This window comes from Xanthomarina sp., assembly GCF_035306605.1.
Lineage (GTDB): Bacteria > Bacteroidota > Bacteroidia > Flavobacteriales > Flavobacteriaceae > Xanthomarina.
In genome coordinates, this window is sequence record NZ_DATGNR010000047.1 from 138838 (window position 1) to 153327 (window position 14490).

General features: G+C 32.3%; 14 protein-coding genes. 10 read left to right on the forward strand and 4 right to left on the reverse strand.

Annotated elements, in window-relative coordinates; translation table 11 throughout:
- Positions 1-29: 29 nt before the first annotated feature.
- Positions 30-2033, forward strand: a complete 2004-nt coding sequence (gene uvrB / locus VKY41_RS07565) for an excinuclease ABC subunit UvrB (protein ID WP_500813832.1) — start codon at positions 30-32, stop codon at positions 2031-2033.
- Between the two features lie 86 nt (positions 2034-2119).
- On the opposite strand, the gene VKY41_RS07570 is transcribed toward uvrB, so the two are convergent.
- The gene (locus VKY41_RS07570) at positions 2120-2521 is read right to left on the reverse strand and encodes a TerB family tellurite resistance protein (RefSeq protein ID WP_500813833.1); all 402 of its coding nucleotides are present in this window, start codon (positions 2519-2521) and stop codon (positions 2120-2122) included.
- A 226-nt stretch (positions 2522-2747) separates the two neighbouring features.
- On the opposite strand from VKY41_RS07570, the gene VKY41_RS07575 reads away from it, so the two are divergent.
- Entirely contained in the window at positions 2748-3017 is a 270-nt protein-coding gene (locus VKY41_RS07575) for a DUF1456 family protein (protein ID WP_500813834.1), read from the forward strand.
- 108 nt (positions 3018-3125) lie between these two features.
- Here VKY41_RS07575 and sucC read toward each other — a convergent pair whose 3' ends face one another.
- The gene (gene sucC / locus VKY41_RS07580; protein WP_500813835.1) at positions 3126-4319 is read right to left on the reverse strand and encodes an ADP-forming succinate--CoA ligase subunit beta; all 1194 of its coding nucleotides are present in this window, start codon (positions 4317-4319) and stop codon (positions 3126-3128) included.
- A 235-nt stretch (positions 4320-4554) separates the two neighbouring features.
- Complete coding sequence (locus tag VKY41_RS07585) at positions 4555-5565, reverse strand: T9SS type A sorting domain-containing protein (RefSeq protein ID WP_500813836.1); 1011 nt, start codon at positions 5563-5565, stop codon at positions 4555-4557.
- A 250-nt stretch (positions 5566-5815) separates the two neighbouring features.
- Here VKY41_RS07585 and VKY41_RS07590 point away from each other — a divergent pair, with 250 nt between their 5' ends.
- The 8 genes from VKY41_RS07590 (at position 5816) to VKY41_RS07625 (ending at position 13877) form a co-directional block, all read left to right on the forward strand.
- Positions 5816-7834: a tetratricopeptide repeat-containing sensor histidine kinase gene (locus VKY41_RS07590; protein WP_500813837.1), complete on the forward strand. Its 2019-nt coding sequence runs from the start codon at positions 5816-5818 to the stop codon at positions 7832-7834.
- Between the two features lies 1 nt (position 7835).
- On the forward strand, positions 7836-8579 hold the full coding sequence (locus tag VKY41_RS07595; protein WP_500813838.1) for a LytR/AlgR family response regulator transcription factor: 744 nt from the start codon (positions 7836-7838) through the stop codon (positions 8577-8579).
- A 164-nt stretch (positions 8580-8743) separates the two neighbouring features.
- Entirely contained in the window at positions 8744-9190 is a 447-nt protein-coding gene (locus tag VKY41_RS07600) for a hypothetical protein (RefSeq protein WP_500813839.1), read from the forward strand.
- Between the two features lie 100 nt (positions 9191-9290).
- Positions 9291-10229, forward strand: a complete 939-nt coding sequence (locus tag VKY41_RS07605; protein WP_500813840.1) for an NAD-dependent epimerase/dehydratase family protein — start codon at positions 9291-9293, stop codon at positions 10227-10229.
- A 119-nt stretch (positions 10230-10348) separates the two neighbouring features.
- Positions 10349-11383 (forward strand): methyltransferase, encoded by a 1035-nt coding sequence (locus VKY41_RS07610; protein ID WP_500813841.1) that lies wholly within the window; start codon positions 10349-10351, stop codon positions 11381-11383.
- A gap of 22 nt (positions 11384-11405) precedes the next feature.
- Positions 11406-12275: an SDR family oxidoreductase gene (locus VKY41_RS07615; protein ID WP_500813842.1), complete on the forward strand. Its 870-nt coding sequence runs from the start codon at positions 11406-11408 to the stop codon at positions 12273-12275.
- Positions 12276-12634: 359 nt separating this feature from the next.
- Positions 12635-13213: a nuclear transport factor 2 family protein gene (locus tag VKY41_RS07620; protein WP_500813843.1), complete on the forward strand. Its 579-nt coding sequence runs from the start codon at positions 12635-12637 to the stop codon at positions 13211-13213.
- A 103-nt stretch (positions 13214-13316) separates the two neighbouring features.
- Positions 13317-13877 carry a Pycsar system effector family protein gene (locus VKY41_RS07625; protein ID WP_500813844.1) on the forward strand — a complete coding sequence of 187 codons (561 nt, stop codon included), beginning with the start codon at positions 13317-13319 and terminating at the stop codon, positions 13875-13877.
- 115 nt (positions 13878-13992) lie between these two features.
- On the opposite strand, the gene VKY41_RS07630 is transcribed toward VKY41_RS07625, so the two are convergent.
- Positions 13993-14484 (reverse strand): hypothetical protein, encoded by a 492-nt coding sequence (locus VKY41_RS07630; protein WP_500813845.1) that lies wholly within the window; start codon positions 14482-14484, stop codon positions 13993-13995.
- Between the last annotated feature and the right edge of the window lie 6 nt (positions 14485-14490).

The window sequence follows — 14490 nt, forward strand, 5'->3', positions numbered from 1 at the left end:
GACACATTTATTTTGCGTAATTTTGCGGCATGAAGTTCAAGATAAAATCAGAATTCAGCCCAACAGGAGATCAACCTTCAGCAATTAACCAATTAGCAGAAGGTCTTGATGCGCAAGAAAAATATCAAACCTTATTAGGTGTAACGGGATCTGGAAAAACATTTACGGTTGCCAACGTTATAGAAAGAGTGCAAAAACCTACATTGGTTTTAGCACATAACAAAACATTGGCAGCCCAACTCTATTCGGAGTTTAAACAATTTTTCCCTGAAAATGCTGTTGAATATTTCGTGTCCTATTACGATTATTATCAACCAGAAGCCTACATTCCTGTTTCTGGCGTTTATATTGAAAAAGATTTATCTATAAATGAAGAAATCGAAAAAATGCGATTAAGCACAACTTCTTCCCTACTTTCAGGACGAAGAGATGTTATCGTAGTAGCTTCGGTATCGTGTTTATACGGAATTGGAAATCCTGTAGAATTTCAGAAAAACGTAATTTCACTTGAAAAAGATCAAGTCATTTCTCGAACAAAATTACTTCATCGATTAGTTCAAAGTTTATATTCTAGAACAGAAGCTGAATTCAATCACGGAAATTTCAGAATAAAGGGTGATACCGTAGATATATTCCCTAGCTACGATGATCACGCTTTTAGAATTCATTTTTTTGGTGATGAAATTGAAGAAATCGAAGCCTTCAACATTCAAACAAACGAGGTAATAGAAAAATACGACAGAGTAAATATTTATCCCGCCAATATGTTCGTGACTTCTCCTGAAGTTTTACAAGGAGCCATAAATAGTATTCAAGACGATTTAGTTAAACAATACGATTACTTTAAAGAAATAGGCAAACACCTAGAAGCTAAAAGATTAAAAGAGCGTACGGAATTTGACCTAGAAATGATTCGCGAATTAGGTTATTGCTCTGGAATTGAAAATTACTCACGATACTTAGATGGCCGACAACCAGGCACTAGACCTTTCTGTTTATTAGATTATTTTCCAGACGACTATTTAATGATTATAGATGAAAGTCACGTAACCATTTCTCAAGTTCATGCCATGTATGGAGGTGACCGTAGCCGTAAAGAAAACCTAGTAGAATACGGCTTTAGACTACCTGCAGCTATGGACAACAGACCTTTAAAGTTTGAAGAATTTGAGGCTCTGCAAAACCAAGTAATTTATGTTAGTGCAACACCCGCAGATTACGAACTACAAAAATCAGCTGGTGTGTATGTAGAACAGGTTATTAGACCAACAGGACTTTTAGATCCTATAATAGAAGTGAGACCGAGTCTGAATCAGATAGACGATTTAATTGAAGAAATCCAACAACGTGTAGAAAAAGACGAACGTACTTTGGTTACAACTTTAACCAAACGTATGGCTGAGGAATTAACTAAATACTTGAGCAGAATCCAAATTCGTGTACGTTATATACATAGTGATGTGGACACCTTAGAACGTGTAGAAATCATGCAAGATTTAAGAAAAGGTTTATTTGATGTACTTGTTGGAGTAAATTTACTTCGTGAAGGACTGGATTTACCTGAAGTGTCGTTGGTTGCTATTTTAGATGCTGATAAAGAAGGTTTTTTACGTTCCGCAAGGTCTTTAACACAAACTGTTGGGCGAGCTGCAAGAAACCTCAACGGAAAAGCTATTATGTATGCAGATAAAATAACCAACAGCATGCAAAAAACAATTGATGAAACAAATTATCGTCGCGAAAAACAAATAGCATATAACACAAAACACAATCTTACGCCAAAAGCCTTAAACAAAAGTTTAGATAGTGCGTTATCAAGAAATTCAGTAAGTACATATAGCTATGAGTTAGAAGCTATTAAAGCAGCAGAGCCAGAGAGCAAATATCTTTCTAAGACTGAATTGGAAAAGAAAATTCGTGAAAAACGAAAATTTATGGAAGAAGCAGCGAAGGCATTAGACTTTTTACAAGCTGCCAAATTTAGAGACGAAATAAAAGCTTATCAGGAAAAGTTAGAAACTATAAAGTCCTAATTAGTATTAAGTAACGAAGATTAGAAGTTTTTAGATTGGAGAAGAAAAACAAGAAATTACTAGAATTATTCCGTTTAATTTAAGGTTTAGTTGTACTGCACCTTAAAAATATCTATTAATACATCTGGTGGAACAACTTTATTAGGAAAGCTCTCCATTAAATAAAAAACCTTATTGATAGATTCGTGACCTAAACCCATTCGAATTCCGTAGTTAAAGAGCTTTACTCTTTCTTTATCCGTGTGTTCATCACTAATATTCATTAATAAAACCAATCTATGAAATTGCACAATCCGCTCACTGTGAGATTTTAATGGAAAATAACATATAGGGTGATCTATCAAATAGTCGAAGTCTTCTCTAGAAACTCCAAGCTGCTTAGCAATTGCAATTAAAAAAGTATATTCAATTGGCTTTAATTCGTTTTCGCTTTTTGCAAATGAAATCATTTCAGACAAAAGGCTTAATTTTTCAACTCTGTTAATCATTTTTACGGATAGATTAATAGTTACCTTATAAAGATACTTATAAACAATATTTAATAATCCATGATAATTTGTAACTTGTCGAAAAATTATGTGCGATATATCGTTAATATATTACATTAATCCTGTTTATTTAACAAATAACTGATTGTCAACACCTTGCAAAGAAAGAAATTATCTCATTGATAGTTTCAATTTTAGAAGAAAACAAAACAACAAATTTCCGTATATGACTAATAATGACATATTTAAAAAACTAAGAGTCGCTTTACAGCTTAGAGATGACGAAATAGTAAAAATTTTAGAATTAGTAGATTTTAGAATTACTAAAAGTGAATTAGGTGCTTTTTTTAGAAAAGAAGATCATCCAAAATATATGGAATGTGGCGACCAAATTCTTAGAAATTTTTTAAATGGTTTGGTAATTCATCTTCGCGGACCTATGCCTAAAAAAGCCGAGAAGAAACCAATGATAGATAAAAAATTAAAGAAAGATTAAATTACATAGTTTTAAACTAGAACTTTAACATAAACAAAAAGAGCAACTTTAAATTAAAGTTGCTCTTTTTTATTGATATACTCTTGGATTAACCTTGAGTAAAATTTATTACTTACTTAGTACTTTTTGTACTTTATCTGCAGCTTCTTGGAACTCTGTAGCACTTAATACATCTAAACCAGAATTATCAATTAATTCTTTAGCGATGTCTGCATTCGTTCCTTGTAAACGTACAATAATTGGCACATTAATATTACCCATATTTTTGTATGCATCTATAACTCCTTGAGCTACACGATCGCAACGTACAATCCCACCAAAAATATTAATTAGAATAGCTTTTACGTTCGGGTCTTTTAAAATAATTTTAAAAGCAGCTTCAACTCTAGCAGCATCTGCAGTTCCACCAACATCTAAAAAGTTAGCTGGCTCTCCTCCTGCTTGTTTAATTAAGTCCATTGTTGCCATGGCAAGCCCAGCTCCATTAACCATACATCCAACGTTTCCGTCTAAATCTACATAGTTAAGACCTAAAGCACCTGCTTCAACTTCAATTGGATTTTCTTCACGTAAATCACGTAAATCGATATAATCTTTATGTCTGAATAGTGAATTATCGTCAATGGTTACCTTAGCATCCACTGCCATAATTTTATTATCGCTAGTTTTTAAAACTGGGTTGATTTCAAATAAAGAAGCGTCAGATGCTACATAAGCTGTATAAAGATTAGTAACAAACTTTGTCATTTCTTTAAAAGCCACTCCTTCTAAACCTAAGTTAAAGGCAACACGTCTTGCTTGGAAAGGCATTAACCCTACAGAAGGATCTACTTCCTCAGTAAAGATTAAATGTGGAGTTTCCTCAGCAACAGTTTCAATATCCATTCCACCTTCTGTAGAATACATAATCATATTACGTCCAGAAGCACGGTTTAATAATACAGATATATAAAACTCACTTGTTTCACTTTCTCCAGGATAGTAAACATCTTCAGCAACTAGTACTTGGTGTACTTTTTTACCTTCAGCAGATGTTTGAGGCGTAATTAAGTTCATGCCTATAATTTGCCCAGCAATTGTTTCAACCTCTTGTAGGTTTTTAGCAAGTTTAACACCTCCACCTTTACCACGTCCACCAGCGTGAACTTGGGCTTTAATTACATGCCAGCTAGTACCGGTCTCTGCAGTTAATTGTTTTGCTGCAGCAACAGCTTCTTGAGCACTTTTTGCAACAACACCACGCTGAATACGTACGCCAAAACTGGCTAATATGTCTTTTCCTTGATATTCGTGTAAATTCATCTTTATTAATTTAGTTGTCATTCCCTTTACAAAAGGAAACTCTTAAATCTATTGTGGTGCAAAAGTAAACAACCTATTGCTTTTTACCAATAATTTTATTGATGATTATTCTGATTTCATTAAATATATTTTGTTATTCAATTATGTGATAATTATTAAAATTAAAATTCTCATAACTCAAAAAAGCGTCTCCTAAATTGAAACGCTCCTATTTCTTTAAAACCGGGTATTAATTTTATTTTTTCAAGAACTTTTTAGTGTAAACACCATTATCAGTGGTAATATTTGCGATATAAATTCCTGCTTGCAAATTAGACACAGAAATTGAAGCGAAGCTCTCATTAATAGTTAAAATCCTTCTTCCACTGATATCTGTTATAGTCGCATAACGAATGGGATTATTTTGATTAATACTAATGTTTACTACATCTTCAACTGGATTAGGTATTAATTTTATATCTGTACTTGTAACCTGATTATTTGAAATGCTTAACGGACTAGACAAGAAGCTTTCCATAATAGTTGTAGTTTCATTTATACCTGCTAAAGAAACCAAAACATGAACGGTACTTGTTCTGAAAATTAAAGTTCCGTCATTAGCATCGTAATAGTAATAACTTATTTGCTCCACTGTCCCCACATTTGGAATCATATACGTAAGGTTTAAATTTTGAACTATTTTCAACCTTGTTACCGCTCCACTATATGCCCCTTCTCCAAGATCGTTTATATTTAGTGTGCCATAAGCATCTGCAATTGTATTAATTGTTCCCGAAAAAGCACCAGTATAGGTGTCGAAATTAAATGTTCCAGCAACAGCATCGGAATTCGGGGAATTATAATTTAAAGGAAAAGTACCAATTACAGCATTATTTGAAGCATAATTTAACAATAATCCAGCAGATTCTGCAGCAGTTAATGACACTTGTCCTGCCACATTTCTACTAAAGATTTTACTTGAAGCACCTGTTACATTTTCAGTAATTGTAAGAACCGATGTCGTACCTGGATATGTTATTAGTTCACCACTAGATGGATTTGAATAAGTATCTAAAGAAGTGTCTACAGGTGATAAGTTGGTAAAATTCCATGTTAAATTGGCTCCACTTGCACTTTGGTCTACAGCTGTGGAAGATGTTACAACAGCAAAACTAGACTCCGGTAAACTATAAAAAGAATTTATAGGTGTTTGCCCAAAAGTAAACACTGTAAATAACATAAATAAGAAAGGTAATTTTGTCTTCATAAGTAATGGTTTTAATCAAAACTATCAAAAACACTTTCTTATGAACAAAAATCAAGTTTATTGTTAAAAATTAACGATAAAGTGCTGATATTTTTTAAATATTTTTAAAATTTCACTGTTAATTCTTAATAAAAATTAATATTTTAACTATTTATCCACTTAATTAAATTTCTAAAAATCACAAGTCTCAGCTTTTTTTTTAGTATCTTTAAATTCTCCTAAGGTCTTTATTAATAGCATTAAAAGACCCATGAAAACTATTAGAATCAAGTTATTCAAGTTTTTCAACACACCATGCAAATGCTGTGACCCAATAAACACATACTTCACTCATTCGACTTTTAACTTTATTACCTCCAAATTTTATCTAGTCATTTTATTTGCATTATTCACACATTCTTTTCTTGGTCAAAACAACAAAATAGACAGCTTATCTATTGTTCTAAAAAACACAAACAATAATAAAAACAAACTAAACATTTTAAGTGATTTAACTTTAATAGCCTCTCAAACAGACTTAGAAAAAGGCTTGTTATATGCAAGACAAGGTGTCAAAATTTCTGAAAACACAAAAAACTCCCAATGGCAACCAAGGTTTTATGAAATGCAAGGCAGGATACACGCAAATCTTCTAGAACTGGATTCTGCTACTTATTATTTTAGTAATGCCTTAAAAGGCTACACCGACATTAATGACAAAAAAGGACAAGCAACTACTTATTTTAAAATTGGTTGGATTCACAAAAAAAAAGGAGAACTAAACGAAGCTCTGAAGGTCGACTTAGCAGCTCTGAAACTCATGGAGTCAATCAACAATAAAGAGGGAATTGCTGGAGCTTACAGTCGTATTTCTGAAGATTTAAGAACTCAAGAACGATTTAGCGAAGCTTTAGAATACGCATTAAACACCATAGCCTTATGTAAAGAAAATCAATTAAATAATGAATTGGTATACGCCTACACAGCTGCAGGAGACAGCTATATCTCTATAGGCAACAACAAGGAGGCATATTCCTATTTTAATAAGGCATTAAATTTAGCCACAGCTTTAAAATTTTCAACATTCGATATATTAAACTTCTCTAACAATCGAGCAAATGCACTTAAACGCCTTGGAAAATATAAAGAAGCTAAAAGTGAATACGAAAGCGCCCTAGCCAAAGCAAAAGAAGTAAACTATGAGAATGGTTTTTATGTAATAACCGCAAATTTAGGTGAAGTAAACCTATTATTAGGGAATTATAATGAAGCCTTAAAATACCAACTTCAAACAGTTGCCCTTCAAGAAAAAAATAAAGATGTTTCTAACCTAACGGAAAATTATGATCATGTTAGTACTATTTACGAAAAACTAGGCAACTACCCAAAAGCATTGGAGTATGAAAAAAAAGCAAGAGTTATGAGGGATAGTATCGTATCTATGGAAAGCGATAAAGCCATGTCTAAATTATTAACTCAATACGAAGCTGTTAAAAAAGAAGAGACTATTGCTAACCAAGAAGCAAAAATATCACATCAAAAGAAAATAGAAATTCTATACATAGCCATTGCTAGCTTAGCCATAATAAGTTTAATTGGCATGTTTTCTAGTATGAAAAACATCAGAAGAAAACGTAAAAAACTACAAATATTAAACAAAGAATTAGAGTTAAAGAATAAACAAAACGAATTATTACTTAAGGAAATTCATCATAGGGTTAAAAACAACTTGGAATTAGTGAAAAGCTTAATTTCTTTACAAGCTTCACAACTACAAGATTCAGCCACCAAGGATGCTATGATAGCTAGTCAGAACCGGGTTGAGTCCATGGGGATTATTCACCAAAAACTTTATCAAGGTGAAAATCTGGAAAGTATAGAAATGAAAGATTATTTTATCAATCTAAGCGAAGGAATTTTAGATACGTTTAACTCAGAAGATCGAGTGAAAATTGAATGTGTCATGGATCAACTGGAATTAGATGTAGACACAGCTGTTCCCATAGGCCTAATTGTAAACGAACTACTAACCAATGCCTTAAAATATGCGTTTCCTAACAACCAAAAAGGCAATATCAAAATTAGTCTCCTTCGTGATAAGTCAGATATACTAACACTTAATGTTTCAGATAATGGCGTAGGAAAAACTCAAGATGCACCCCCAAAAGGAACAGGGTTTGGATGGCAATTAATTAATCTTTTAACTCAACAATTAAATGGAAAAATAGTAGAAAACAATCTGAATGGCACGTCGGTATTATTTCATTTTAATTTAAATTCAACCGTATAAAATGAAAACACCACTAAAAATCCTAATAGTTGAAGACGAAATGATTATTGCCGCAAATATTTCGTTGCAATTAACCTCGCTTGGTTACGATGTAATTGGAATTATACCCCGAGGGGAAGAAGCGCTTTTACACATTAAACAAAACCAACCAAACATCATCTTATTGGATATTAATTTAAAAGGAAAATTAGACGGTATCGAAACTGCCCAATCCATGCAACAATCTTATAATATTCCAATAATTTATTTAACCGCCAATGCAGATAGCATCCATTTTGATAGAGCTAAAGCCACCCATCCTTACGCTTTTATTTCTAAACCGTTTAAAAAACTAGATTTACAGCGCGCTATTGAATTAACGGAAAATCTTATAAAATCGAAAGAAAATGGAAACAATAACATTGGATTAGACCTTGAAGAACCATTAGTATTAAACGACTGTATTTTTGTACGCCATCATGAAAAAATGATCAAAATAAACATTAAAGATATATTGTACATTGAAGCAGAAAGGAATTATTGTCGCATCTATTCAAAAGGTAAAGAGTATTTATTAGTAACTACCTTAAAAGCTATTGACGAGAAGTTGCCTCAAGATCATTTTTTGCGAATCCATAGATCATTTATTGTAAATATATCTCAAATAGATGAAATTGCTACTAGTCATGTAGTAGTTTCAAGAAAAGCCATCCCCATTAGTAAGCAATTAAAGTCTGAACTTCTAAAGCGTTTACATACAATTTAACCTCAACTCCTCCCTACAAATCATAAAGTTTTTAATAAGAAATTGTTTCGATAAAGAATAATAGCTTCTCGGACAAACATTCTTATTCTTCGTCCTAACCACCTTTCAAACCCCTTATTTAATTACGAACTTAGTTATAGAAATTAACGAAAACAACTCGTAATATGAAAACTTCAAAACACATTATTGCCATCATTTTTGGGATAGTATTTTCCTCTTTTTCAAGTCATTCTCAAATCCAAAACAATGAAGTAATCGCTATTGAAGAAGTTTACAACCATATTATAATACATGAAGTTTCAGAAACAAAAGAATGTTGGCCAGAATCCCCAGACTGCTCAATTGTAGGAACAAATCAAGCAACCTCTATTTTCTTATTTAATTCTGCCATAGTAAAAAACCTAATAACAGACTTTAAAATGAACTGGGAATTTGTGGTATTTAGCAATGTTAGAATTACAGAAATAGATAAAGAAAACATCTTAGTAACTGGGTTTTTAACAGGAAAAAACTTTGAAAAAGGAATGGTTAACTATTTGGAATTTCAACACAATTGGATAATTCAAAATGGAATACCCATAAAAATAATTCAACAATCGAACCCCAACTAATGAAAAGGCAAGTGGTAATCTAAAGAAGAAGAGTTATAAACGATTACCATCCGCCTTCTTTTTTAAACACAAATAATCTATTACATAAATCATAAATATTATGAAAAAAACAGGCATCATAGGAGGATCAGGTTTTATTGGAAGCCACATAACCAAAGTATTTCTAAATAAAGGTTATGACGTTAAGGTATCCACTACTGATATTTCAAAAAAAGAAAAATATGAGCATTTAATGAACCTGAAGAATTCTGATCATTTATATCTAAGTGAACTTAAAATGGAGGATAAGTCTCTTTTGAAAGAATTTGTAAAAAACTGCGATATTATAATTCATAGCGGCACACCATTTCAATTGGATTTTAAAGATGCTCAAACAGAATTATTCGATCCAACTATAAAAGGAACTGAAAATTTCTTAGAAATAATAAAAGAAACACCTGGATTAAAAAAAGTGGTATTTATAGCCTCGGTGGCTGTATTTAACACCAATTTTCCTTTACCCGTTAACGGCAAATCTGCCGACGAAACCTTTAGTGAAAACGACAAACCTTTTATAAGTAAAGAAAGTCATCCCTATGCTCAAGCCAAATTTATGGCTCACCAAACAATAGAGCAGTTTATTACAAACAACCCTGATTTGGAAGTAGAAATTACTAGTGTTTCCCCTGTAATGGTGGCGGGAAACTCATTATCAAAACGTGAGGACTCAACATCTACCAACCTGCAATTTTTAATTAAAAAGAAGCAAGCCCCAAACCCATTTATTCAATCACTATACGATTTGGATGTTGATTTTGCCATAGTTGATGTACGAGATGTGGCTAAAGCGGTATTTAACGCAGCTACCACTTCTGGTTTAAATGGAAAAAATTATTTATTAAGTAGCGAAACTTATCCTGTATCAGATATTTCATTGATGTTAAATCGTAAAATGCCTAAAAACCCACCAAAAACTATTTATCAAAACCAAATGGCAAAAAATGATTTAGACATGTCCTTTCGTGCAGTGAAAACAACTTTAAATAATTACTTAAATTAATAGCTAAAAAAAGTTCATGCTTACTTTATTCCAATGTCTAAAAACAAATAAGCATCCTTAGTTTAAATAAAAACCATTATATAAAAACTCCTATAAATTATACTATAAACAATAAAATTATGGAAACCACAATCATACAAGCTACTCCAACAGCAATCCTTCAAACGGGTACTGGCTTTTGGGCTTCAAAAACCTTACTTACAGCAGTAAACATGGGTTTATTTACCCTTTTAGCAAATGGTGAAAAATCGGGCCAGAAGATTCAAGCTGAATTGAAACTACACAAAAGAAGTCTTTACGATTTTCTTGACGCCTTAGTTGCCTTAGGCTTCTTAATCCGATCAGGAATAAAAGAATCGGCCGTTTATAAAAATACTGAAGAGACAGATTTATTTTTAGACAAAAACAAACCCACTTATGTAGGCGGAATTTTAGAAATGGCAAACAACCGTTTATATCCATATTGGAACAATTTGGAAGAAGGACTTAAAACCGGTTTACCACAAAACGAAACCAAAAATAATGGACAATCAACATTTGATGCTATCTATTCTAATCCTAAAAAACTTCGCGAATTCATTAATGCCATGGCTGGCGTGCAAACTGGCAACTTTATAACTTTTTCAAAAACTTTCAATTTTTCAAACTACAAAACCCTTTGCGACATAGGTGGATGTGGTGGCCATCTTTCTATACATGTAGCTAGGACTAACCCTCATATACATTGTACTTCTTTTGATTTACCAGAGGTTAAACCAATTGCAACAGACATAATAAACTCCATGAACATGAGCGGAAACATTAAAGTAGTATCTGGCGATTTTTTTAAAGATGAATTCCCAAAAGCCGACATCATCACAATGGGCAATGTGTTACACGATTGGGGAGAACAAGAAAAATTAACCTTAATAAAAAAAGCGTACAAAGCCTTACCTGCTAGTGGAGCCTTGGTAGTAATTGAAAACATTATAGATGATTCAAGAAGTAAAAATGCATTTGGATTATTAATGTCTTTAAATATGCTAATTGAAACAGAGCAAGGCTTTGATTTCACCTTTGAAGATTTCAACAGATGGACAAAAACAGCCGGATTTACTTCTACCACGTTAATGTCTTTAATAGGGCCGTCGAGTGCTTGCGTTGCTTATAAATAATTAATTAAAAAAACAGAATAATATGAAAACCGTACTAATTACAGGAACAAACAAAGGCATTGGCCTTGAAACTACGCTAGCATTTGGTCGTGCAGGATACAAGGTGTTTGCCACAATGAGAAATCTGGAAAATGCTACTGAATTAACCAAAAAATTCAAAGCTGAATCCTTAGACATTACCATTTACAAAATGGATGTAAATTCCGACTCATCTGTAAACCTTTGTATAGATTCAATTTACGACAAGTACAAACAAATTGATGTTTTGATAAATAATGCTGGTATTGAAAGACATGGATCTATTGAAGAAATGGATATAAAAGACTTTAAAGATGTTATGGAAACCAATTATTTTGGAGTACTAAGATGTATAAAACGAGTATTGCCTAAAATGCGAAAAAACAAAATGGGTTGTATTATTAATGTAGCATCGGTTGCTGGTCATATTTCAAACAGTCCGTTAGGAGCTTATGCTGCTAGTAAATTTGCTTTAGAAGCTTTAAGTGAAGCATTGGCCCAAGAAGTAAAACCATTTAATATAAGGGTTGCCATTATCGAACCAGGCATTATTAACACACAAATGGCACACGACATACAAGTATCTGAAAATTCCATTTACCCACATTCAAATCGTTTTGGAGGACTCTTTACTGCTTCACTTAAAAACCCAACATCACCATCAATTGTTGCTGAAAAAATACTGAGCATAACAGAAAATGACACCTGGAAATTAAGACATCCAGTTGGACCAGATGCTGAACCTTTTTTGCAATGGCGAGCAACTAAAACGGATGAAGAGTGGATAAACTGGAATGCAACAGATGATGCTACTTGGTACAATTCTGTGGAAAAAGATTTTGGATTAAACGCGAGAAAGACAGTAACCATTTAGATAGCACTTTTTAATATGCAAACAAGATAATTAACCTTCTAAACATGGTAAAATCGAGATGAATTTTATGAATTCAGAAACTCTTATTTCATAACCTAAGACTTTTGTAAAAATAAAATGACAACTTGTAAGAATTCAATAACAATATTTTGTATTTTTACTTGAGTACCAGATATTTAAATTATCTATTACTCAAATAATTTTTGTTTTAATAACAAACTGCCCTATTTGTTATTTACTATAGGATGATGCTATAACAACCATTTTGATTATCTCAAAACGGCTTTCTTTGTTATAAGCTTCTAAATATCATCTTATTTTCAAACACAATACTAATTTTAACCTAAAACCCGAACATCATGAAAAATATCATTTTAGCTGGTTGTCTACTTTTAATCTTTACTGCATGTAGTAACCAACATCGCTATACACAAAGCTCAGAAGAAATAGAAATTGTTAAAGCAGTTATTAGCGATTACAACTATCAAGAATGGGAAAGCCTAACGTCCCATTACCATGATACCGCAAACATTTATTTCAATTCTAGGTCCTTAATTTTATCTCCCACAGATCTTGAAGAATATCATAAAACTCACGATGCAGGTTTTTCTACGCGTGCCTTTGAAGATGGAAACAGGGAGTACGAAATGATTGAAGACAACAGTGGAAAATCTTGGGTGAACTTTTGGGGTATTTTAAAAGGAAACCTAGCAGATAACAACAAACAAGTTACAATTCCTGTACATATTACTTTTCAGTTTATAGACAAAAAAATTGTTACAGAATATGGGTATTGGGACTCTTCTGAAGTTCTTGCCGAATTACAGAAAATAGAATCTATGGAAGTTATGTCAGATCCCGTTGATGAAGAACCGATGAAGGTTGAAGATGTCCCTGATGTGGTGGAAATTGAAGAAAATGAAGATGATTTTAAATAACGCATACATCAGCCTACTCTGACCTCGATAAAAGTTTCGTCCTAAATCAATTTTATAATAATTCAACTGGCACAAGCATAGAATTCAACAATTATTGAAAAGGATGGAACTAGAAGAAATAACAGAAATAAAAGGAAGGGATCACAAGCATACTGAAGAGTTGGTCGACCATTATTGGGGAAGCATAACTTATGTGTCCTCACTTATAAAAGCCTCTGAAATAAAAGCTGGACTAATTCTTTCCTTTTATGGAATTTCGTTGAACTTTTCATATAAATATATCGAAATACTTATAGAAACGGCTGCATCTAAAACACTTTTATACGTACTATTGGGTGCTTGGTTTGCTTCTACAATTACTTCTATATATTTCAGTGTTCGTTGCTTTATGCCTAGAATAGAAACGGCGTATGAAAAAAACATCTTCTTTTTTGGAGATGTTATATCCAAATTTGGCTCCATTACAGAGTTCTCCAAAATATTTTATAAAATAAGCTTAAATGAGCAACAATTATTTGACCAATTAGGACAACAAATTTATGTTATTTCAAAAATAGCGGCCATTAAGTTTAGCTATGTAAATAAATCATTTCGCTTTTTAGCAATAAGCCTTTTTCTTTTACTTGTTTTATTGGCGTACAATTTAATATCTACTTCTATTTAATATAACAAACTCCATAGCTATAACTATCTATTGGATGTAAGCAGAATTAAATAATATCGAAAAAAGTTGAATAAATAAAGTGAACTTTAGAGGACACAACATTGTGCTGTTTCAATCAGACTATGGTGCAACTAGCTAGTATTTTATTTAAAATTTCTTGAAGTTCTTCGTCTTTTTGAGTTCCAATCACATACTTTCTTCCATCAAAAAGCTCTAAAGACATGCCTTTATCTCCTTTAGTATTATAAACAGTTCCATGCATGCTACTATAGCGCAAACCATACCCAACGAACTTATAATTTATAATCTTAACCGATTTTAGATCAGTCCATAAAAAACACTTTTTCACGAAAGGCAGGAAATCCACCCGAATGCCCTTTTCGTCTATTTCAGTTTTTAAGTGCATAAACCAAAACAGGGCAATAATAGCAAAAATAAAAATTGAAAATAAAACAAGACCTAAATCTGACATGGGATTGTCTCCAAACTTCTCACCAAGAATAAATTGTTTATAAATACCGAAAATTGGAATGTTTCCTAATCCAATTAAAAATAGCCAAAGCCACCATTGTGAAAACTTTTGCTCTTCTTTAAAATAAATTTTCATGTGAAG